This window comes from Flavobacterium succinicans (assembly GCF_001662485.1).
GTDB lineage: Bacteria > Bacteroidota > Bacteroidia > Flavobacteriales > Flavobacteriaceae > Flavobacterium > Flavobacterium succinicans_A.
In genome coordinates this window covers 82,266-104,377 of the sequence record NZ_JMTM01000017.1, presented here as the reverse complement: position 1 = coordinate 104,377, position 22,112 = coordinate 82,266, and the positions used below count along the sequence as shown (strand labels likewise).

Below are 22,112 nucleotides of genomic sequence, written 5' to 3'. Positions count from 1 at the left end.
GCTTTGAATACTGCTCCTAAAAAAATTACTCTTTAGCTGCCAAATAACGTTCGGCATCCAATGCAGCCATACAACCTGTACCTGCAGCGGTAATGGCTTGGCGGTACACGTGATCGGCGGCGTCTCCTGCTACGAAAACTCCTGCTACATTCGTTTTTGAACTTCCTGGAACGTTAACGATATAACCCGTTTCGTCTAAGGTCAAGTAATCTTTGAAAATATCGGTGTTGGGTTTATGACCAATGGCTACGAAAAATCCAGTTGCTGGAATGTCATACACTTCATCGGTGGTTTTGTTTTTTACTTTGATAGCTGAAACCACTTGTTCATCTCCTAAAACTTCAACTGTATCGTGGTTTAAAAGGATTTCGATGTTTTCGGTTTTGCGTACTCTTTCTTCCATAATTTTGGAAGCTCTGAATTTTTCGCTTCTAACCAACATCGTTACTTTTTTGCATAACTTAGATAAGTAGTGTGCTTCTTCGCAAGCTGAATCTCCTGCTCCAACGATTACCACTTCTTGATTTCTATAGAAAAATCCATCACAAACGGCACAAGCAGAAACTCCGCCACCCATTTTTAAATAATGTTGTTCTGATGGCAAACCTAAATATTTTGCAGAAGCTCCTGTAGAAATAATTACGGTTTCGCAGTGTAGTTCGATGGTATCATTGATCCAAACTTTGTGGATGTCGCCAGAGAAATCAACTTTGGTAGCCCAACCATCGCGTACATCAGTACCAAAACGTTGTGCTTGTTGTTGCAACTGAATCATCATTTCTGGCCCAGTTACACCGTCTACATAACCTGGAAAATTTTCAACTTCGTTGGTGGTTGTCAACTGTCCCCCTGGTTGCATTCCTTGGTACAAAACTGGATTCATATTGGCTCTAGCAGCATAAATGGCAGCTGTATAACCCGCAGGTCCAGAACCTATAATTAGGCATTTTATTTTTTCGATAGTATTTGACATGGTGTTTTGAGTTTTTTAAAATACATGCAAAAATAGGATTTTAAAAAATAATAACTCGCTTTGAAATATTTGTTTTGATTATGGAGTAATAAAAAAATACCTTTTTGAATAGTAAAAATATTTTTACAAGGGTAGTAAGAATTACTTCCACTTAGTTAATTAATTGTTTTTCGTTCTTCTCGAATCCCAAAAACAAAAACAATCTTGTCTTTAGCTTTTTCTTTTTTGCTGCGGGGAACAACACATTATTTAAAATTAATCGATAACCTGGGGAATTAGGATGTAAGTCTAGTACTGTAGCAGGATCACCAACTTGGTGTTGAAAATCTTCGGGGTCATGACCTCCATAAAATGTAAACATGCCCTTACCTTTTTGTCCATGAATATATCGTGCTTCGCCATTGAGTTCACAACTCCCTAACACAAGGATATTTGATTTTACCAATTCGGCATCAAAAGCAGTAGTTTGCCCCATAAACCCTTTGATCAATTGGGTATGATTCTGACACAACATACTAGGGATTGGATCCCACTTGGCGGAGAATTCCATTAAGGTAAAATAATCTTTTTCCATTGGAATTTTTCTTCTACCAGTCATGTCAATATTTGAGAATTCATATTGTTCTGGACGTCGCTCCAAGGTAAAATTTTTGAAAGCAAAAGAGCGATCAAAATTTAATAAAGATTGATAATTGGGTGTACTGGCATCCCCATCGAACATGGTTTCGCAAATATCTATCCCTTCGGCAGCCAAGGCAATGTCGAAACTGTCGGTTGCAGAACACATAGCAAACATAAATCCACCACCAATTACGAAATGACTTATTTTTTGCGCTACGGCACTTTTCTCCTCTGCTACTTTTGCATAGCCTAATTTCTTAGCTAAAGCTTCTGCTTCCTTTTTTTGATCAATGTACCAAGGGGTGTTTTTATAGGCACTATAAAATTTCCCGTATTGACCCGTAAAATCTTCATGATGCAAATGCAACCAATCATAAAGTAGTAACTGATCTGACAAAACCTCTTCGTCATAAACTGCTGTAAATGGAATCTCGGCATAAGTTAAGACAAGCGTTACTGCATCATCCCAAGGCTGTTTTCCTTTGGGAGTATAAACCGCTATTTTGGGCGCTTTTTCTAGTAAAACCGATTCCATGTTTTGTGAAGGACTCGCAATTTGGTTCAGCAAATCGGCTTCTTCACTATCGGATAGTATTTCAAAACTTACCCCACGAATTTGGCATTCTTTACGAATTTCGGGGGCATCTGGCAACAAAAAAGACCCTCCTCTATAATTGAGTAACCAACTGGCTTTGTAATTTTTATCTAAACACCAATAGGTAATACCATAAGCTTTTAGATGATTTTGTTGTGCTGTTTCATCCATCGGCAACAATATAAACCCCGCATTGGCAGTATGAGACAATACTATGAAGCATAGTATAAAAAAGAAATTTGATTTCATCAGGCGCTATTTGTTTCTCAAAGATAAAACGATACACTTAAAAACTTCACCCTTTTACTGAAAATACTTTAAAATAAATGCCCCCTGACCATTTAAAGATGGAATCTTGCCTCAAAAACACTTGGCTTACATTTATCATTTTTTTGAATTAAAATAAAAACGCGTAATACTACTCTTTTCCAATTTATTGAAAGACAATATATTTGAACCAAAATAAAAACAACTTATGAAATACACTGTTAATTACACCAGCCCGATCTCAAAAAACGTAATAAATTATAGTACTTCAAAAAAAATAGGTGCATGCCTATTAGCTGTTTTATTAGCTACTTTTTACATTTTATCGTTCCAATACTTATTGAATCATTAATAAAATTTTAAAAGCTGTTTTAGTCTAATTGAACTAATTCATTTTGTATAGCATACACTACTAATCCGGCAATATTTCTAGAATTGGTTTTAAGCAGTAAATTGGTGCGATGACCTTCGGCAGTTCTTGGACTAATAAATAATTGCTCACCTATTTCTGCGGCATTTTTTTGTTTACAAATCAATTTTAAAACTTCTATTTCGCGTTCTGAAAGTAAATTTCTGTCTAAACAACTCTTTAGTTTATTTCCAGAGAGCACCACATCTTTAATTACTTTGAGAACATAATCCGAATAATAAAATCCTTTAATAGCTACTTCATTTATTGTATGGATTAATTCGGTAGGTGATGCATTTTTCAACAAATAAGAAACCGCTCCTACATCAATCATATTAGCGACAAATGATTTTGAATCATAACTAGTTAGCGCAATAATTTTTATACTAGGAAATTCTTTATGAATAATTTTGGTAGCTTCAACCCCATTAATAACTGGCATTTTTAAATCGATCAGTACAATATCTGGTAATTCATTGGTACTTCTTAGAAAGTTAAGTAATTCTTGACCATTTGAGTCTTCGTGGAGAATTGTAAAATTAGGCTCTCTTTCTAATATGAAGGTCAATCCCTTTCTGAACAGTGCTTCATCGTCGACTAGAACAATTTTAATTTTTTTATCCATTTTTAAAAAATAAATTCAACGTTTACTCCATTATTTACTTCTGATTGAAAAGACAAACTTCCCTTTAAAAAAGAAATTCTACTCTCAATATTTTTTAATCCTAAACCTTTTTTTTGTGCGCAATTGGCTTCATCAAAACCAATTCCATTATCTGTATATAAACATTTGACATAAGCGCCACTCGAAACAAAACTAACGGTTATTTTTGTCGCTTTCCCGTGTCGTAAAGAATTATTTAATAACTCTTGTAAAATCCTAAAAACATGCAAATGTCTTCGTGTATCAGTTTCATCGAATGTGACTTCATTATGATAAATTACTTCTACCCCTTTGGCAGAGCTAAACTCCATACATAACTCTTCTACACCTGCATCTAAGCCAAATTTTTCTAATACGGGTGGCAATAAGTCATGAGCAATTTTTCGTGAGTTTTCAAGTGCTTTACCTGTCAACGCAATCACATTGGATTTGATTCCCTCTAATTCTTGAATTGAGAGATTGGGTGTAGTTAACAAGTGAGCATTCAATGCCACAACATTTAACTTTGAGCTAATATCATCGTGTAAATCTTGCGCAATACGTTTGCGTTCTGTTTCTTGCGTTTCGATTACGGCTTTTAAAAGCTCTTTTTGATGCTCAATTTCGCTATCCTTTTTTTCAATTTCTTTTTGGATAATTTTTTTTCTAGAAAAGTAGAAGAATACAATTAGTACTACTGCCAAAATGATAAAGAAAAAGGAAGTGTACAGAATTACGAGCACAATTTCTTTTTCTGAAATGGCAGTACTTTCCATGTAATTAAGTGGTATTTAAAAATAGAAACTATTCTAAAACCAAAAATAGTTTTTTTTTATTGAAAACTCCTAAAATAAACTTAAAAAAACATCTTCTTTCTTGATTTATTTTTAAAGAAACTCACTTTCCATTCGTATAAAATAAACAAATAATACAAAACCACTAAAATAGAATTAAATGTCCAAAGCATAAATTTCACTTCATTATTTAATTTAGCATTTATGTTGCCAACTACAAAAACCATGGTACTCGCTAATAAATAAATAATAAGCCCAATAGTAAAATAGTAATATTTCTTTACGGTGGTAAGCATGTTGTATAAATGAAAAACAGCAAATACAATCACACTCAGATTAGTAATCACTATCACGAACAAGTTGTACTGAAAAAATTGTTCATAATCGAGCCAACTCTGTATTCCTATACCGGATAAAACCAAAGCTGTTGTGCTATAAATTATCCGTTTTTGCACTTTCAAACAAGTTAAAGAACCATAAAAAAGCCCCATTAAAAACATCTGCCCAATAAAAAATAAGTTCATTAAAAATAAATTATTCTTATGCAAATGGTACAATGCTTCCATACTTAACTGCATAATGGTAGCAAATAGCAGATACAACAAGAAAAAACCATTAACCTTTTCTTTTTTGAAAAAGCTAATGGCATATAAGCTCAAATTTAACATTAAAATGCTGTATGCTAAATAAAGAAAAAAATCAGTCATATTAATTATTCATCGGACTCTCTGGATCTCCAAAAGGGGGACAAGGACGACCTCCATCAAAAACAATTGGCTCATCTCCTAAAGTTTTAGCTACTCCTGCATTTTCTGGAAAAACATCTTCATAAATCCCTGTTTTAGCATTCAACACTGTTCCTACCAACATCAAGGTTTCTTCGCCAGCTGTATTAATTCCTTTGTAGGCACGAACTGCATCTATTTTTTGATTCATTACCAATTGCAAGGATTCTAACGGAATCAAATAGGCGTCTATTTTTTTAGATTTAGCTGCTTCTTTTGGTGCTTTGTACTTTTTAACCCATTCTTGAGCCGTTGGTAAAGTGATTTCAATTTTTCCCGGAAATTTTTCTTCAGTCATGATAGTATTAGAAAATTAGTTAATAATAGTTGATGCTAAGCTAGCCATTTTTTTATTACAAAAACAAAAAATTAAGGAAGAAATCTCTTCCTAGATCATCACTTCCTGATTTATAAAACACTAAAAAGGAACATCGCTATCATCGTCGGCATCATTGTTAAACGTACTTCCAAAGGCTTCATTGGCTGAAGGCAAATTTCTTGTAAAATCCTCTTGATTCATACTCGAAGGCAAATCGTCATAGCCACTGCTATAATCCTCTAAATTATCAAACTTACCTAAGCTTCCAACGAATTTTAATCGTACATTTTCCAGACCACCGTTTCTGTGCTTTGCGATAATGAATTCTGCTTGACCTGCGGTTGGTGACTGCTCATCGTCATCCCATTCTTCAATTTTATAATACTCCGGACGATAGATAAACGACACAATATCGGCATCTTGCTCAATCGCACCCGATTCACGAAGATCCGAAAGCAAAGGTCGCTTACTAGAGCCACGGGTTTCTACCGCACGGGATAATTGCGAAAGTGCAATAACAGGTACATTGAGTTCTTTTGCCAAAGCTTTTAGGTTTCGAGAAATGGTAGAGATTTCTTGCTCACGGTTTCCACCTCCTTTTCCGTTTCCTCCGGCAGTCATCAGCTGCAAATAATCTACAATAATTAATTTAATTCCGTGTTGTGATGCTAAACGACGGCATTTGGCACGCAAATCAAAAATGGAAAGAGAAGGAGAGTCATCAATAAACAAGGGAGCTTTCTCTAGATTTTTTACCTTGGTACTCAATTGTTCCCATTCGTGTTTTTCTAACTTTCCTGTACGCAATTTTTCAGAAGACAACCCGGTTTCAGAAGAGATCAAACGAGTAATCAGCTGTACCGAAGACATCTCCAAAGAAAAAACAGCCACAGGCTTTTGAAAATCGATAGCAATATTTCTTGCCATCGATAATACAAAGGCCGTCTTACCCATACCAGGACGAGCTGCAATAATAATCAAATCCGAAGGTTGCCAACCTGAAGTAACTTTGTCAAGCTTTTCAAAACCAGTAGCGACACCACTTAATCCTTCTTGACCTGCAATTTCTTCGATTCGTTTTTTGGCTTGAAGTACTAAACTTTGTGCGGTTTCCGAACTACGTTTTACGTTCCCTTGGGTTACCTCGTATAACTTGGATTCGGCTTTGTCTAACAAATCAAAAACATCGGTAGTTTCGTCATACGATTCTTCGATTATTTCAGAAGAAATCCTGATCAAACTTCGTTGAATATACTTTTGGAGAATAATTCTAGAGTGAAATTCGATATGCGCAGATGAGGAGATCTTTTGCGTTAACTGAATCAGGTAAAAATCGCCACCTGAAAGGTCTAATTTGGCATTTTTCCGAAGCTGGGCAGAAACTGTTAATAAGTCAATAGGTTGTGACTCGGTAAACAATTGAACAATAGCCTCAAAGATATGTTTGTGTGCTTCTTTGTAGAAAGCATCGGGTTGTAAAATATCAATTACCTCATCTACCCCTTTTTTGTCAATCATCATAGCTCCTAGCACAGCCTCTTCTAATTCTAGGACCTGTGGTGGTAACTTTCCTTTTTCTAGGTTAATAATAGTGGAGCGATCCACTTTGATTGGGCTTATTGATTTAAAATTTTCCATAGAACGAATTTAAAAAAAAATAGAAGGTTTATGCTATTGAGTTATTACCTAAAAATGTTTATAACTAAAGCTTTTTTGTTGATAACCATAAAAAAGTCCGAAACCAAACGGCTTCGGACTTCAAAATATTTTGTAGGATTTTATTCTTTAAAATGTCCCATTTTGCTGTATTTATCCATCCTTTGAGCGATTAATTCTGCTGTTGATAAGTCTTTCAGTTCATTAAATCCTTTCAAAATATAATGTTCAACCGTTTTGAAAGTCGTTTCTCTATCATAATGTGCTCCACCAAGTGGTTCAGGAATGATATCGTCGACTAATTTTTGTTTTTTCATATCAGCTGAAGTCAATTTTAACGCTTCTGCTGCTTGCTCTTTGTATTCCCAACTTTTCCATAAAATAGAAGAACATGATTCTGGCGAAATTACAGAATACCAAGTATTTTCGAGCATATACACACGATCTCCTACTCCAATTCCTAAAGCTCCTCCAGAAGCTCCTTCTCCAACAATTACGGTGATAATAGGTACTTTTAAGCGTACCATTTCAAAAATATTTCTTGCAATTGCCTCTCCTTGCCCTCTTTCTTCGGCTTCTAAACCAGGATAAGCACCGGGAGTATCTACTAAAGTCAACACCGGAATACCAAATTTTTCAGCCATTTTCATCAAACGCAAAGCTTTTCTGTAGCCTTCTGGATTGGCCATACCAAAGTTTCGGTATTGACGGGTTTTGGTATTGTATCCTTTTTGTTGTCCTACAATCATAAAAGATTGCCCTCCAATTTTCCCTAAACCACCAATCATGGCCTTATCATCTTTGAAACTACGATCACCATGCAATTCTAAAAATGTATCGCCACAAAGTGCTCTAACATGATCTAAAGTATAAGGGCGATTGGGATGTCTGGATAACTGAACACGTTGCCAAGCAGTAAGATTTTTATAGATGCTTTTTTTTGTTTCTACCAACTTCTTGTTAATTTCTTTACACGTTGGGGTAACATCAACATCTGACTCTTTTCCGATAATGACGCATTTTTCTAACTGCTCCTCTAATTCTTTGATGGGAAGTTCAAAATCTAAATATTCCATAGGACTTTTTGCGTTTGTATTATTTTGCAATTCTTAAGGTGTGCAAATGTAAAAATTTAATTTGTTTAAGCCTTACATTTTCCTGGATTGTATAGGAAAGCATAACGCTTATGCTTGAATTTTAAAATTTAGGCTGTTTTAATGTTTTTTATTTTTTTCAGCGGCTAATTCTCTTCTTGATTTGTATTTTTTTAGGTATTCTCCTTTTGGAGTTCCATCATCAAAAGATCCAAACTTCACAATAAATCGGGTTCCTTTCCTAGCGGCTTCATTAGTAAAATTTTCATATTCAATTCTATACAATGCAGAATACATTTCTGCACGCCCAACGCCGTGATAGCAATGAATCAGAACAGGATAATTTGATTTATCATCCATGATTTTAAAAAAAGCATCCAAATTTTGTTGCTTAGGAACCTGATCTGTACCTACATTAAAATAATTTGTATTTGGAATTTGTCTTACCGCTTTAATTTCATCAATGAGCTCTTGGGGATTTTCTGGATTATTAACTAAATCGTTTGTGCCTGGAAATCGAAGATCAATGATTGACTTTATTTTATATTTTTTTACATAACTTTCAATTTCATCTGGCGGAATTACACCTGATTTATACACCTTTCCTTCGGTAATTGTTTCAAAATTATGATTAATATTCATATCATACACATATTTTCCAACGCATATGATTATGATAACAAGTAGGGAAAGAAATAGTATTTTTTTATTTTTCTTCATTTTTATTTAGTAATTAAAATCTATTTGTGATACATTTTTTTGTCTATGATTCTATTCATATAATCTTGAATAAAAGCCTTGCAATTAAGCTCGATTTCATTCATTTCGGCATTTCTATTTTTAATTAAATTTGTTTTTAATGCTTTATCATTTTTATCATAAAAACCAATAGCCGTCTTACCGTCAAAGGTACAAATATAATTCCCTTTAGAAAATTGATAAATATTTCCTGTTGAATTAATAACAAAAGGCTCACTGGATTTTTTATCCAATAAACTTCTTCCCCAGCTTCTAAAAGGTTTAGGATATCCAATCATGTCTAATATTGTTGGATAAATGTCTATTTGTTGCGCCAAATCAGTATCCACTCCTACATATTTGCTGTTCGGTTTATAGATAATTATTGGAACTGCATATCGGTTTATTGGTTTTTCATATTCCTCATAATAAATTTGATTACAATGATCGGCCACAAGAACAAAAATAGTATTGGAAAACCAAGGCTCTTTTTTAGCTTCATTAAAGAAACGTTTTAAGGCAAAATCAGTATATTCAGCACACTTGTGGATAGGAACATTACCTTCTACAAAAGTCTTTGCATACTTTTCGGGTATGATATAAGGCTCATGCGACGAAACTGTAAAAATAGAAGCGAAAAAAGGAGTGCTTTTTTTATCTAACGTTTTTTTCATAAATTGAAAAAAGGGTTCGTCCCAAATACCCCAAAATCCATCAAATTGTGAGTCATCATTAAATTCTGTTCTACCATAATAATTATCTACTCCTAAAATATTTGAGAAACCAAGAAACCCCATGGATCCATTGGCCGCACCATGAAAAAAAGAAGTGTTGTAGCCTTGACTTTCTAGTGTAGAAACTAAAGATTCTATTTTTTGTTTAGGGAATGGAGATGAAGTGAAAGCTTCTTTAAATGAAGGTATTCCCGCCAAAACCGAGGACATTCCATGAATTGATTGTCTACCGTTTGCATAAGCATTAGTAAAAATTAAACTATGCTGAGATAGTGAATCTAAAAATGGAGCATGACTTTTATAATTTGGTATTCCAGATTTTTTATTGAATGCACCAATATATTCACGTCCATAGCTTTCTAAAATAAAAACCACAACATTGGGTTTGGTTTCGGGATTATTATGATATTGCTTTATAGGTTGTACTTTTTCTAAAATCAATTTTTCAGTAACATCTGGATAATTTGTTTTCAAAAAATAATTACTAAACATAGTCCTAATAATAGCGAAGGGAGTGTTTAAAACTATATCTGAATGCACAATATTTTTTACATGTCGGCTCGCATCCAAAATATTAATTGGGCGAGTCGATTTTTTAAAATCCCCTCCTCGAATTCCTCCTATAACAAGAAGTATTACGAGCACAAAACTAAGTATTGAAAAAATAAAATATTTTGATCTCTCTGATGGAACAGTCTGTTTTACCCTAACTTTTTTATACAAATACACCCATAAAGCAGCCAACAAAACAAACAATAGGAAAACGTACCAATAACGAAGCGCAAAACTTAAAAAAAGTGTTGTTTTATTGGTCTCGTGTTCCAAAACATTTAGAACAGCTATTGTAGTCCTTGAAAAAGTATATTTGTAATAAATAAAATCAACAAAATTCGTGGCATAGGCAACCAAATTGGTAGAGAAATAAAGGTAAAAAATAAATTTTTGATAGCTTGGATTCGTATTTTTGACAATTGGTACAATAGAAAACACTATAAACAAAAGATTTACATACAGAATTGCTGTAGTATCAAATGCTAAACCATAGTAACATAAAGCAATAAAATCCGAAAAAGAATCTTGTTTTAGTAGATCACTATTAAATGAATAGAAAAGTATTCTAGCAATAAAATAAAAAATATAGGCTAACAAAATTCGATAGAGCAATACTTTATACTCGTTTATCCGTAAGTGTTTATACATAGCATCAATGAAAATTAATAAAAAAAAAATAACTGCAAATATATTGCATTTTATGGTTTACAAAACATGAATAAGAATTCAGTTTATATTGATTCGGCTAATCTATAGTTATCAAAACTAACCCTAAAACATTTTTATGGTTTCCTTTTTTTGAAAAAAAATGCTAGTGTTTTATACTAGATTATAAACTAAGAAGCCTTGTTATAATAGTGTTTAAAAACGCCGTTTAAAATTACTGTAACAACTATAATGAATGCGCCAATATAAAATTCGGCACTCATTTTTTCTTTTCCTCCAATGATAAAATAGGCCAAAATGATACCATAAACAGGCTCTAAATTTGTGGTAAGCATAACAGTATAAGGCGATAAACGACGCATTACTTTTACCGAAGCCGTAAAAGCATAAGCGGTACAAATGGAAGATAAAAGCAAAATTAGCGCCCAGTTTTTTGGCGTTAAAACAAAAAAATCTGCAGAAAAAGAACCATTACAAACAAAGTAAATGGTAATAAATACAAAACCAGCCAAAAATTCATAAAAAGCGATTACCGAAGGTTCATGGTGTTCGATTAATTTTCCGTTGAATAATGTAAATACGACTCCTAAAATAATGGAGATCAAAGCCAACAACATCCCATGTAAATAATTGATTTCTACCTGAAGTATCATTGCTAATCCCGCTATGATTACTAAACCAAAAATTACTTCATACCACAATACTTTTCGACCATAAAAAATAGGCTCTAGAATTGATGCAATAAAAGCTCCCAAAGAAAAAACAGAGAGAGTAATAGAAACAGTAGCCTCCTTAATCGATTCAAAAAAGGTAATCCAATGCAACGCAATAAGCAATCCAACAAAAACTAGTTTTAGTACTGCACTAAAAGAAATCTGGAAAGGAATTTTCTTAAACAAAAGAAAACCACCTAAAAAGATCGCCGCAAAAAACATGCGATACCAAACCAAAAAATCAGCATCGATCGTAATTAATGCACCCAAAATGGCTGTAAATCCCCAAATAAAAACAATCAAATGAAGATTTAGGTAACTTTTTAAATTATCGTTTGGCATTACGTAATAAATAAATGGCTAATATTCCGAAAAAGATATTGGGCAACCATACGGCTACTAGTGGCGAGAAGGAGGACTTTTCAGCTATAGTACCAAAGATTTTATCAAAAAAAACAAATGCAAACGCAATAGCAATTCCTATGGCAAGATTCGTTCCCATTCCCCCTCTTCGCTTCATGGCCGAAACCGAAACCGCAATTATTGTTAATATAAATGCCGAAACGGGAACACTGTATTTTTTATATAAAACGACCAAATAAACATTTATATTTGAAGAACCTCTTTTGCGTTCTTTCTCAATAAAGGCATTGAGTTCTGAAAGGCTAAGGGTTTCTGCAATATATACCAAAGGCGTTAAATCTTCTAAATCAAAAGCAAAACGAAATTTTTTTTCAGGAGCTTTCTCAATTTTATCACCCATTGCACCAACGGTTCGTTTGGTATAATCATAAAGCGTATAAGTGCTGTCTTCAGGATTCCATTTGATTCTACTTGCTGTCATTTTAGACATCAATTGTTCTTTCTTGAACTTCTCTAGCGAAAAATTAAAAGCCATTTTGGTTTCTGGGTTAAAACTATTCACATAAATGAATTCATGGTCATTGATTTGTCGGTAAACATCTGTATTGTCACCATGCATGGCCTCTTTCCCTCCTCCTTTTAGATAGGTGTACCTAAAATTATTGAACTCCTCACTGGCGGAAGGCACGAGAAAAAACCCCATCAACAACACCAAAATAGAAACAATTGAAGCACCAATAATATACGGTCGTAAAAATCGAGCAAACGAAATTCCAGAACCCAAAATCGCAATAATCTCAGTATTATTGGCCAATTTTGATGTAAACCAAATAATCGACAAGAATAAAAATATGGGAAACAGTGAATTGGCAAAATAGATAGTAAAGTTGTAGTAATAAAATGCAATGTCCAGAAAAGGGATCTTATTTTCTAACATTTTATCAATCTTCTCAGAAACATCAATTACAATTCCAATCGGGATAAACAACAATAACATGACACCAAAAGTAGCCAAGTAGCGCTTCAGAATGTATTTATCTATTATCGTTAAGCCCCCTAACCCCGGAAGGGAGAACCTTTTCTCTGTTTTTTTATCCATAATCCTATTTTTTCCTTACTCCCATTCAGAGCTAAGGCACTATAATCTTTGGCTCATGTTTTTGACCATCATTTCTTTCCAAGGTCTAAAATCGTCCGCTAAGATATGTTTTCTAGCTTCACGAACCAACCACATATAAAAACCTAAATTATGAATAGTAGCAATTTGCTTTCCAAGCATTTCATTAGAAGCAAACAAATGACGCAAATAGGCTTTGGTATAAAAAGTATCTACATAAGTAATTCCCATTTCATCAATTGGAGAAAAATCATCTTCCCATTTTTTGTTTTTGATATTAATTGAGCCATTAGCTGTAAAAAGCATTCCGTTTCTGGCATTACGCGTAGGCATAACACAATCAAACATATCCACTCCTAAGGCAATGTTTTCCAAAATATTGATCGGTGTTCCTACTCCCATCAAATATCTAGGTTTATCTTCGGGTAAAATATCACATACAATTTCGGTCATCGCATACATTTCTTCCGCTGGCTCTCCTACCGAAAGTCCTCCAATAGCATTCCCTTGTTGCCCAGCATTGGCGATATATTCTGCCGACTGACGACGCAAATCTTTATAAGTACTCCCTTGTACAATAGGAAAAAATGTTTGCTCATATCCATATTTGTAAGGCACTTTTTCCAAATGATTGATGCAACGATTCAACCAACGGTGCGTCATGTGCATAGAACGTTGTGCATAACGATAATCGCAAGGATAAGGCGTACATTCATCAAAAGCCATGATAATATCGGCTCCAATGGTGCGTTGAATTTCCATTACATTTTCTGGCGTAAAAAAATGATAGGAACCATCAATATGCGACTTGAATTTTACTCCTTCTTCTTTAATTTTACGATTGGCCGATAGAGAATACACTTGATATCCTCCAGAATCAGTCAAAATATTGCGATCCCAATTCATGAATTTGTGCAAACCTCCTGCTTTTTCCAAAATTGGGGTTTGAGGGCGCAAATACAAATGATACGTATTACCCAAAATAATATCTGGATTAATATCGTCTTTCAGTTCGCGTTGATGCACTCCTTTTACAGTTCCTGCTGTACCTACAGGCATAAAAATAGGGGTTTCAATCACCCCATGATCTGTTGTAATACTCCCTGCTCTCGCTTTAGATTGCGTATCTTTTTGTAATAAATCAAATTTCATATCCTCTTTTTTCAGTGCGCAAAGATAATTTATTTAAGATTTACGAATTGCTATTTACCATTTTATTTAACACGAACGAATTACTGATGCATATAGCAAGGCAACTGCAAGGACAGGTCATCACCTGTCCGAACAGTGTAACAATTGTTACACAAAAAACCATTTTATACCTTTACTTTTGTCTTACTTAAATAAAAAAAACTTATGACCTTAGAACATTTAATTAAAGAAAAACATGGCACCATTGTAGACGTTAGAACCCATGAAGAGTTTATGGGTGGTCATGTAGCCACGTCTATCAATATTCCTCTGAATGAAATTCAAGAACGTCTTGAAGAAATGAAAGCCCTACCTAGCCCTCTTATTTTGTGCTGTGCTTCTGGTGGCCGAAGCGGTCAAGCCGAACATTTCCTCTTACAACATGGTATTGATTGTACAAACGGTGGTTCATGGTTGAACGTGAATTTTTATCAATCTTTACAAAACAAAATCGATTAATATGCTTACTTTTTTTAAAACCCTTTTTGGTCTGGGTCCTGCCACAAATTACAAAGCATTATTACAACAAGGAGCTGTAATCGTAGATGTAAGAAGCAAAGGTGAATTCCGCGATGGACATATTCAAGGTGCTCTTAATATTCCTGTAGATATATTACGCCAAAATTTAAACCAGTTAAAAAATAAAAACCAAGTCATTATTACTTGCTGTGCCTCAGGCATGCGAAGTGCCTCTGCCAAAAGCATTCTAAAAGCAAATGGCTATACTGAAGTGTACAATGGTGGTGGCTGGAGTAACCTAAAAAGTAAATTGTAAACCTTTAAAGTTGTAGATTGGTAGTAGATGGTTTATAGTTTGTGACTCATTGACATAAAACATAAATTGACAAATACAACAGGACAGAGCTGTTCTTGTCTTTACATTTGTTCAATACTTGACATTAATTAATTTAAGACTGGCTTCTCGCTGGTCTTTTTTGTTATTATTCCTACGTCTTTATGAATTATGAAAGCCCACTTATCATTCTCTTGAAATTGCTTCCAAAATCATTGGTCTTACCGAAAATAAAATTTACTTTTGCAGCAGTTTAACTTTTACAAACAAAATGAAGCCTAACACACAACAATTAAACGATTTAACTATCCAAGTTAGAAGAGATATTCTTCGTATGGTACACGCTGTTAATTCTGGACACCCAGGTGGTTCTCTAGGATGTACAGAATTTCTAGTTACTCTTTATCAATATTTAATGGATCGCAAAGAAGGATTTGACATGGACGGTATTGGAGAAGATGTTTTCTTCTTGTCTAATGGTCATATTTCTCCAGTATTTTATAGCGTACTAGCTAGAAGCGGTTATTTTCCTGTAGCAGAATTGGCTACATTCCGATTATTAAATTCTCGTTTGCAAGGTCACCCTACAACACACGAAGGTTTACCTGGAATCCGTATGGCTTCTGGGTCTTTAGGACAAGGATTATCTGTTGCTTTGGGTGCTGCTCAAGCTAAAAAATTAAATGGAGACGCACATATCGTTTATACGTTACATGGAGACGGCGAATTGCAAGAAGGTCAAAACTGGGAAGCGATCATGTATGCTTCTGCCAAAAACGTAGACAACCTTATTGCTACTATCGACGTTAATGGTAAACAAATTGATGGAACTACCGACGAAGTATTGAATATGGGAAGCTTGAAAGCTAAATTTGAAGCTTTTGATTGGGATGTTCTTGAAATCAAAGAAGGAAACAACATCGAAGCGATTATCGCTGGAATGACAGAAGCTAAAGCTAAAACTGGCAAAGGAAAACCAGTTTGTGTGTTATTATATACTGAAATGGGGAATGGAGTAGATTTCATGATGCATACGCATGCTTGGCACGGAAAAGCGCCTAATGATGCTCAATTAGAAAATGCTTTAGCACAAAATAGTTCAACTTTAGCAGATTACTAGAATTAAGATAACAGATTAAAGATTTCTGACTTCAGATGTCTAATCTTTTAATTTTTTAATCTTTCAATTAAAATCAAATAATGAAAAAATATACAAATACAGGAAGTAAAGATACACGTTCAGGTTTTGGAGCGGGAATGACTGAATTGGGTCAGAAAAACGAAAATGTAGTAGCACTTTGTGCCGATTTAATTGGGTCATTGAAATTCGATGATTTCAAGAAAAATCACCCAGAGCGTTTTTTCCAAATCGGAATTGCAGAAGCTAACATGATTGGAATTGCTGCTGGTTTAACAATTGGAGGTAAAATTCCATTTACAGGAACATTTGCCAACTTTTCTACGGGCCGTGTTTACGATCAAATTCGTCAATCAGTAGCTTACTCTGATAAAAATGTAAAAATTTGTGCTTCTCACGCGGGATTAACCCTTGGAGAAGATGGAGCAACACACCAAATCCTTGAAGATATTGGTTTAATGAAAATGCTACCAGGCATGACCGTAATCAACACTTGTGATTACAATCAAACTAAAGCCGCTACGATTGCTTTAGCAGATCACCATGGCCCAGCTTACTTGCGTTTTGGTCGACCAGTGGTACCTAACTTTATGCCAGCCGACGAACCTTTCGTTATCGGAAAAGCTATTTTATTAAACGAAGGGACAGATGTTACGATTGTTGCCACAGGTCACTTAGTTTGGGAAGCTTTAATCGCTGCCGAAGCTTTGGAAGCCAAAGGAATTTCTGCCGAAGTCATCAACATTCACACGATTAAACCTTTGGATGAAGAAGCGATTTTAAAATCGGTTGCCAAAACTAAATGCGTGGTAACTGCTGAAGAACATAACATCTTAGGAGGTTTAGGAGAAAGTGTTTCTAGAGTTTTAGCTTTAAACACTCCTGCACCACAAGAATTCGTGGCCGTAAACGATAGTTTTGGAGAATCTGGAACCCCAGAACAATTGATGGAAAAATACAAACTAAACAACCAAGCAATTTTTGAAGCTGTAGAAAGAGTATTGGGAAGAAAGTAATTATTTTACCAATTATATAAGTCCCGTCAAGCAATACTTGGCGGGATTTTTTTGTCTTGGCAATTTGTAAAAATCATTACTCCTAAATTATATTGATACCCAATCAAAAACTAATTACATGAAGTACATTTTTTGCATTACTCCTAAAAAAGTAAAACAAAAAATAATAAGTAAGCCAAAAAAAACCGCTCTTACAAAAGAACGGTTTCATAATAAATCTTTATAGACTTAATTATAACATTTTGGATCCAAGTGCCTTTTTTTGCCATTACCTCCAGTACACAAAGGAATATTTGCAAAATCATAGTATTGCGTCACTCCGTTAGCATCTTTATAAGAACGCTCTAATTTCGTCGTATAATTATCCCCATCATCATCTACATCAATAAAATCTGGGACATCATCACCATCAGTATCATCAGGATTGGTAGTAGGTTTGGTAGGATACAAAGTAGTATTGGTAAAACTATACATATAACCATCACCATCCAAATCTTCTAAATAAGAAGGAATTCCATCCCCATCTTGATCATTACGTTGAATTTCATATAATTTAAAATTAAAAACTAACGGGGAATAGGAAGGAATTGTTCCTTGACCACTATTATAATACGCTAAGCCCGAAGGAATAAAAACCACTCCAGCTCCAAAATCCTTATAAGATATCGTCCCATCTGAATTGGAAACATAGGTGCCCTTTTTGAACAAAGGAAATATTTCAGACCATCCTTTTATTACCCCTGTTAATTGAAAAAATTGTTGTGGATTACTTAATCTTTCAAATTCAGTTGCAGTAAGTGTAGTTACACCATCTTTAGTTACTTGTTGTAAATAATCTCCTTTATAAGCCGCAAACACAGCATCAACATTACATGGCGACTCACCAACACCTTGATTCAAGGCTAAATAATACAACTTATACTTTACTCCATGCAAGTCCACCTCTCTGAATTTAAGTGGATAAGTTGTTTGCTCCCAAACTGATTTTTGAGTACCTCCTGTAGGAATTTTAGAAATCTTAATATCGAAGTCAGCAGTAACTTCCTCTATATAATAAGTTTTCAAGTACTCTTCAATGTCTTTGATATCAGTGGCATATTGCACGCTATATTCTCTAGGTGGGGTTACCTCCGCCTCATCGCTACTTTTAGAACATGAAAATAATGCTAAAGATAGCATTGATAAAATAAAATAAAACTTAATTTTGTTCATTAGTACTAATTTTTGAGTGCGCAAGATACAATTTAGATTGATTTTGATAAACTATTTAACTTTGATTTTTGAAAATTTATGCGGATAGATAAATATTTATGGTGCGTTCGTTATTACAAAACCAGAAATATGGTTACCGAGGCTTGTAAAAAAAACCAAGTAACCGTAAATGGTCAAGTTGCCAAAGCCTCGAAAGAAGTTTTTCCAACTGACAAAATTACCTTTCGCAAAGATCAAATTACACAAATCATCACGGTTTTAGACATCCCAGAAAGTCGTGTTGGCGCGAAATTGGTCGATATGTATCGCCGCAATGACACTCCTGCAGAAGTTTATCAACATTTAGAATTATTAAAACTTTCAAAAGAACATTATCGAAAAAACGGAACGGGTCGTCCTACCAAAAAAGATCGCCGCGACATTGATGAGTTTGGCAATGTCATTATAGAAGATCAAGATGAAGATTCTCATTTGCAATAAGCTAAACTTCTAAAAAAACAACTCAAAATTCAAACTCACATTATTCCTTTTGTACCTTTCAAAATAAAAACAATGAGCCAAAACATCATTTTAACCCACCTAGAAATAGAACACAAAATCAAACGAATTGCTTACCAAATCTACGAAACCTTTGTAGATGAAGAAGAAATTGTACTGGCTGGTATTACCAAAAACGGTTTTGTGTTTGCTCAAAAAATCGCGGCCGCTTTGGCCTTGATTTCTCCCATTAAAGTTTCACTTTGCGAAGTCGAAATCAACAAACACCAACCTGATTTGGCTATTCGCACTTCATTGGCCAAAGAGAACTATACCAACAAAGGCTTAGTCTTAGTAGACGATGTGTTAAATTCTGGAACGACATTAATTTATGCCGTTCGCCATTTTTTAGAAGTTCCCTTAAAAAAATTCAAAACAGCGGTACTCATTGACAGAAACCACAAAAAATATCCTGTCAAAGCAGATTTCAAAGGAATTTCATTATCAACTTCCCTATTTGAACACGTGCAAGTAGTTTTTGAAGAAGCTGGGAATAGCTATGCGTATTTAAGCTAACAACGCCACGATACTTTCTACCGTTTCCGCTACTGTTTTGTCATCAACAGTAACCTTATATTGTGCTTGGTTGTAATAATAACTTCTATCGAATAAATGTTTTGCAATAAACTCATTTAATTCTACATCGTTTAAATTAGCAATTAAAGGACGTTTGCTCTTGTTTTTAGATAATCTCTCGAACAAAGTAGCAACCGAAGCCTTTAAATAAACTGAGACCAAATCCGGACGTTGTAACAATTCGTGATTATTCGCATAACAAGGAGTTCCTCCACCAAGCCCAAGAATTACAGCTTCCTTTTGTTCTAAAAGTGTCACAAAAGCTTCGTGCTCTAGTTTCCGAAAATAAATCTCTCCGTGCTTTTCAAAGAGTTCTTTGATAGTCAAATTGGCTTTTTCTTCAATATATTGATCTAAATCTAAAAAGGGAATAGTGGTTTTCTCAGACAGTTTATGAGCAATGGTTGACTTACCGCAACCCATATACCCTAATAATATAATTTTTTTCATGGCAATAAAACCTTATTAATTAAGGCATTGTAACTTTTTGATTAAAAAAGACAAATTTATAATAAAATTGCTTTGAAACTTGAAAAAAAAGTACGTATATTTGCACCCGCATTCAAGAAACGAAATGACTCGATAGCTCAGTCGGTAGAGCACATCACTTTTAATGATGGGGTCCTGGGTTCGAGCCCCAGTCGGGTCACAAATACTGTGAACTACGCATTAGTTTCTTGAATGATTGACTCGATAGCTCAGTCGGTAGAGCACATCACTTTTAATGATGGGGTCCTGGGTTCGAGCCCCAGTCGGGTCACAAATACTGTGAACTACGCATTAGTTTCTTGAATGATTGACTCGATAGCTCAGTCGGTAGAGCACATCACTTTTAATGATGGGGTCCTGGGTTCGAGCCCCAGTCGGGTCACAAAGGTTATTCGCTACGGCGAATGACCTTTTTTTATTTGACGGCCATGTGGAGAAACGGTAGACTCGCCATCTTGAGGGGGTGGTGCTCGCAAGGGCGTGAGGGTTCAAATCCCTCCATGGTCACCAAAAAAAAGGGACAAAGATATTTTTTCTTTGTCCCTTTTCAATTAATTACAAAACAAGTTTAAAAGTTAGGGATTAAACAAAACTTTTGAACTTGATCCATGCAAACCGCAAATTCCATCTAAACAAAAAATCCCTTCTGAAACTCAGAAAGGATTTTGTCGGGGTGGCAGAGTCTATTCCGCTTAACAGAAATTAAAACCTGCGACCTTCCCGATTACCATCGGGACGCGATAACCGTTCATTACTTTATTAAGAGTTGAATCTTGACTTTACTCTTCCAACTTTTTATTTCTTTTTCTCTTTTAATAGCCTCACTCTTTTCTGAAAATTTCTCAGAATAAAACAACTCCCAATCCTTAATTCTTCCCGTAAAACCATTATGATTACTCAAATGACGTCTTAGTCGTTCATCAATACTCATAGAAGTATGACCAACATAAAACTTGTCAGCTGATTTTGAATATAATATGTAAACTGTAAATTCCATATATACAAAAAATCCCTCCTGAAACTCAGAAAGGATTTAGTCGGGGTGGCAGGATTCGAACCTGCGACCTCCTGCTCCCAAAGCAGGCGCGATAACCGGGCTACGCTACACCCCGTAACGCGGGTGCAAATATAGTGTAGTTTTATTTGTTTCACAAGCTATTTTTAAGAAAGTATTTAAAAAAAATAGAAAAACAAAAAATGCATTACAAAAAACCTTATTCCAAAAGCATTTAGAAGTTAAAACAAAGACCCCTCAAAAATGGTTTCAAAAAACAAACACAAATGTTATAAAATAGATTTTCAATAACCATAAAAAATTGTATTTTTACCGCTCAAAATTCAAAAACAAATGGGCAAAATCATTGCGATTGCTAATCAAAAAGGAGGAGTTGGAAAAACCACAACATCCGTTAATCTTGCAGCATCATTAGGTGTTTTAGAAAAAAAAGTCTTATTAATTGACGCTGATCCTCAAGCTAATGCTACATCAGGATTAGGAATTGATGTCGAGACAGTTGAAATTGGCACCTATCAAATATTAGAACACAGTCATACGCCACATGAAGCATTGCTGAAATGCACCGCTCCAAACGTAGACGTGATTCCTTCCCATATCGACCTTGTAGCTATCGAAATCGAATTGGTCGACAAAGAAAACCGTGAGTACATGCTCAAAAAATCACTAGACAGCATCAAAGATGAATACGATTACATCTTAATTGACTGTGCTCCGTCTTTAGGCTTACTAACTTTGAATGCGCTTACTGCGGCTGATTCTGTAATTATTCCGATTCAGTGCGAATATTTTGCACTCGAAGGATTAGGAAAATTATTAAACACTGTGAAAAGTATTCAAAAAATTCACAACCCAGATTTAGACATCGAAGGACTACTACTTACTATGTATGACTCGAGATTGCGTTTGTCTAATCAAGTTTTGGAAGAAGTTCAAAAACACTTCAACGACATGGTTTTTGAAACTGTAATCCAACGAAATGTAAAATTAAGTGAAGCGCCTAGTTTTGGTGAAAGCATCATCAACTATGACGCGACTAGTAAAGGAGCGGTTAACTATATTCACTTAGCTCAAGAAATAATAAAGAAAAATAGCAAATAGGTTTT

23 protein-coding genes and 5 tRNA genes are annotated in these 22,112 nt (G+C 34.7%); 11 read left to right on the top strand and 17 right to left on the bottom strand.

From position 1 onward, the window contains the following. Nucleotides 1-25: 25 nt before the first annotated feature. The 13 genes from trxB to tgt all read right to left on the bottom strand — a co-directional run bounded on the left by trxB (nucleotide 26) and on the right by tgt (nucleotide 14,191). On the bottom strand, nucleotides 26-973 hold the full coding sequence (gene trxB / locus FLB_RS02580) for a thioredoxin-disulfide reductase (RefSeq protein WP_064714398.1): 948 nt from the start codon (nucleotides 971-973) through the stop codon (nucleotides 26-28). A 151-nt stretch (nucleotides 974-1,124) separates the two neighbouring features. Then, entirely contained in the window at nucleotides 1,125-2,438 is a 1,314-nt protein-coding gene (locus FLB_RS02575) for a hypothetical protein (RefSeq protein WP_064714397.1), read from the bottom strand. 389 nt (nucleotides 2,439-2,827) lie between these two features. Beyond that, on the bottom strand, nucleotides 2,828-3,490 hold the full coding sequence (locus FLB_RS02570; protein ID WP_064714396.1) for a response regulator transcription factor: 663 nt from the start codon (nucleotides 3,488-3,490) through the stop codon (nucleotides 2,828-2,830). A gap of 2 nt (nucleotides 3,491-3,492) precedes the next feature. Continuing rightward, nucleotides 3,493-4,284, bottom strand: a complete 792-nt coding sequence (locus FLB_RS02565; protein ID WP_064714395.1) for a sensor histidine kinase — start codon at nucleotides 4,282-4,284, stop codon at nucleotides 3,493-3,495. An 80-nt stretch (nucleotides 4,285-4,364) separates the two neighbouring features. After that, a complete protein-coding gene (locus FLB_RS02560; protein ID WP_231891035.1) occupies nucleotides 4,365-4,970 on the bottom strand; it encodes a hypothetical protein in 606 nt (201 codons plus the stop codon). A gap of 40 nt (nucleotides 4,971-5,010) precedes the next feature. Continuing rightward, nucleotides 5,011-5,385: a hypothetical protein gene (locus FLB_RS02555; RefSeq protein ID WP_064714394.1), complete on the bottom strand. Its 375-nt coding sequence runs from the start codon at nucleotides 5,383-5,385 to the stop codon at nucleotides 5,011-5,013. Nucleotides 5,386-5,505: 120 nt separating this feature from the next. Then, the gene (gene dnaB / locus FLB_RS02550) at nucleotides 5,506-7,044 is read right to left on the bottom strand and encodes a replicative DNA helicase (protein WP_064714393.1); all 1,539 of its coding nucleotides are present in this window, start codon (nucleotides 7,042-7,044) and stop codon (nucleotides 5,506-5,508) included. Between the two features lie 140 nt (nucleotides 7,045-7,184). Then, nucleotides 7,185-8,138 carry an acetyl-CoA carboxylase carboxyltransferase subunit alpha gene (locus tag FLB_RS02545; RefSeq protein WP_064714859.1) on the bottom strand — a complete coding sequence of 318 codons (954 nt, stop codon included), beginning with the start codon at nucleotides 8,136-8,138 and terminating at the stop codon, nucleotides 7,185-7,187. Nucleotides 8,139-8,276: 138 nt separating this feature from the next. Next, nucleotides 8,277-8,876: a dual specificity protein phosphatase family protein gene (locus tag FLB_RS02540; RefSeq protein WP_064714392.1), complete on the bottom strand. Its 600-nt coding sequence runs from the start codon at nucleotides 8,874-8,876 to the stop codon at nucleotides 8,277-8,279. Between the two features lie 20 nt (nucleotides 8,877-8,896). Next, nucleotides 8,897-10,828 (bottom strand): LTA synthase family protein, encoded by a 1,932-nt coding sequence (locus tag FLB_RS02535; protein ID WP_064714391.1) that lies wholly within the window; start codon nucleotides 10,826-10,828, stop codon nucleotides 8,897-8,899. Nucleotides 10,829-11,016: 188 nt separating this feature from the next. Continuing rightward, the gene (locus FLB_RS02530) at nucleotides 11,017-11,901 is read right to left on the bottom strand and encodes a DMT family transporter (protein WP_064714390.1); all 885 of its coding nucleotides are present in this window, start codon (nucleotides 11,899-11,901) and stop codon (nucleotides 11,017-11,019) included. Next, a complete protein-coding gene (locus FLB_RS02525) occupies nucleotides 11,888-13,021 on the bottom strand; it encodes an LptF/LptG family permease (protein WP_064714389.1) in 1,134 nt (377 codons plus the stop codon). Before FLB_RS02525 ends, FLB_RS02530 begins: the two co-directional genes overlap by 14 nt. Nucleotides 13,022-13,060: 39 nt before the next feature. Then, complete coding sequence (gene tgt / locus FLB_RS02520; RefSeq protein WP_064714388.1) at nucleotides 13,061-14,191, bottom strand: tRNA guanosine(34) transglycosylase Tgt; 1,131 nt, start codon at nucleotides 14,189-14,191, stop codon at nucleotides 13,061-13,063. 204 nt (nucleotides 14,192-14,395) lie between these two features. On the opposite strand from tgt, the gene FLB_RS02515 reads away from it, so the two are divergent. The 4 genes from FLB_RS02515 (at nucleotide 14,396) to FLB_RS02500 (ending at nucleotide 17,177) form a co-directional block, all read left to right on the top strand. After that, complete coding sequence (locus FLB_RS02515; protein WP_064714387.1) at nucleotides 14,396-14,689, top strand: rhodanese-like domain-containing protein; 294 nt, start codon at nucleotides 14,396-14,398, stop codon at nucleotides 14,687-14,689. 1 nt (nucleotide 14,690) lies between these two features. Further along, a complete protein-coding gene (locus tag FLB_RS02510; protein ID WP_064714386.1) occupies nucleotides 14,691-15,005 on the top strand; it encodes a rhodanese-like domain-containing protein in 315 nt (104 codons plus the stop codon). 289 nt (nucleotides 15,006-15,294) lie between these two features. After that, nucleotides 15,295-16,143: a transketolase gene (locus FLB_RS02505; RefSeq protein ID WP_064714385.1), complete on the top strand. Its 849-nt coding sequence runs from the start codon at nucleotides 15,295-15,297 to the stop codon at nucleotides 16,141-16,143. 80 nt (nucleotides 16,144-16,223) lie between these two features. After that, the gene (locus FLB_RS02500; RefSeq protein ID WP_064714384.1) at nucleotides 16,224-17,177 is read left to right on the top strand and encodes a transketolase family protein; all 954 of its coding nucleotides are present in this window, start codon (nucleotides 16,224-16,226) and stop codon (nucleotides 17,175-17,177) included. Between the two features lie 228 nt (nucleotides 17,178-17,405). Here FLB_RS02500 and FLB_RS02495 read toward each other — a convergent pair whose 3' ends face one another. Continuing rightward, nucleotides 17,406-18,389, bottom strand: a complete 984-nt coding sequence (locus FLB_RS02495; protein ID WP_064714383.1) for an FKBP-type peptidyl-prolyl cis-trans isomerase — start codon at nucleotides 18,387-18,389, stop codon at nucleotides 17,406-17,408. Nucleotides 18,390-18,467: 78 nt separating this feature from the next. Between FLB_RS02495 and FLB_RS02490 the strand changes: the two genes are divergently transcribed. Then, nucleotides 18,468-18,869: an RNA-binding S4 domain-containing protein gene (locus tag FLB_RS02490; RefSeq protein ID WP_064714382.1), complete on the top strand. Its 402-nt coding sequence runs from the start codon at nucleotides 18,468-18,470 to the stop codon at nucleotides 18,867-18,869. Between the two features lie 72 nt (nucleotides 18,870-18,941). Next, the gene (locus FLB_RS02485; RefSeq protein ID WP_064714381.1) at nucleotides 18,942-19,442 is read left to right on the top strand and encodes a phosphoribosyltransferase domain-containing protein; all 501 of its coding nucleotides are present in this window, start codon (nucleotides 18,942-18,944) and stop codon (nucleotides 19,440-19,442) included. On the opposite strand, the gene FLB_RS02480 is transcribed toward FLB_RS02485, so the two are convergent. Then, nucleotides 19,434-19,952, bottom strand: a complete 519-nt coding sequence (locus FLB_RS02480; RefSeq protein ID WP_064714380.1) for a shikimate kinase — start codon at nucleotides 19,950-19,952, stop codon at nucleotides 19,434-19,436. The genes FLB_RS02485 and FLB_RS02480 overlap by 9 nt on opposite strands. 126 nt (nucleotides 19,953-20,078) lie before the next feature. Here FLB_RS02480 and FLB_RS02475 point away from each other — a divergent pair. The 4 genes from FLB_RS02475 to FLB_RS02460 all read left to right on the top strand — a co-directional run bounded on the left by FLB_RS02475 (nucleotide 20,079) and on the right by FLB_RS02460 (nucleotide 20,501). Further along, nucleotides 20,079-20,151, top strand: a tRNA-Lys gene (locus FLB_RS02475). A gap of 38 nt (nucleotides 20,152-20,189) precedes the next feature. After that, a tRNA-Lys gene (locus FLB_RS02470) sits at nucleotides 20,190-20,262 on the top strand. 38 nt (nucleotides 20,263-20,300) lie between these two features. Beyond that, nucleotides 20,301-20,373, top strand: a tRNA-Lys gene (locus tag FLB_RS02465). Between the two features lie 42 nt (nucleotides 20,374-20,415). Next, a tRNA-Leu gene (locus FLB_RS02460) sits at nucleotides 20,416-20,501 on the top strand. A gap of 241 nt (nucleotides 20,502-20,742) precedes the next feature. Here FLB_RS02460 and FLB_RS02455 read toward each other — a convergent pair. Further along, on the bottom strand, nucleotides 20,743-20,988 hold the full coding sequence (locus FLB_RS02455; RefSeq protein ID WP_064714379.1) for a GIY-YIG nuclease family protein: 246 nt from the start codon (nucleotides 20,986-20,988) through the stop codon (nucleotides 20,743-20,745). A gap of 40 nt (nucleotides 20,989-21,028) precedes the next feature. Beyond that, nucleotides 21,029-21,103: transfer RNA gene (locus FLB_RS02450), tRNA-Pro, on the bottom strand. A gap of 236 nt (nucleotides 21,104-21,339) precedes the next feature. Here FLB_RS02450 and FLB_RS02445 point away from each other — a divergent pair. Further along, nucleotides 21,340-22,107, top strand: a complete 768-nt coding sequence (locus FLB_RS02445) for a ParA family protein (protein WP_064714378.1) — start codon at nucleotides 21,340-21,342, stop codon at nucleotides 22,105-22,107. Nucleotides 22,108-22,112 lie beyond the last annotated feature (5 nt).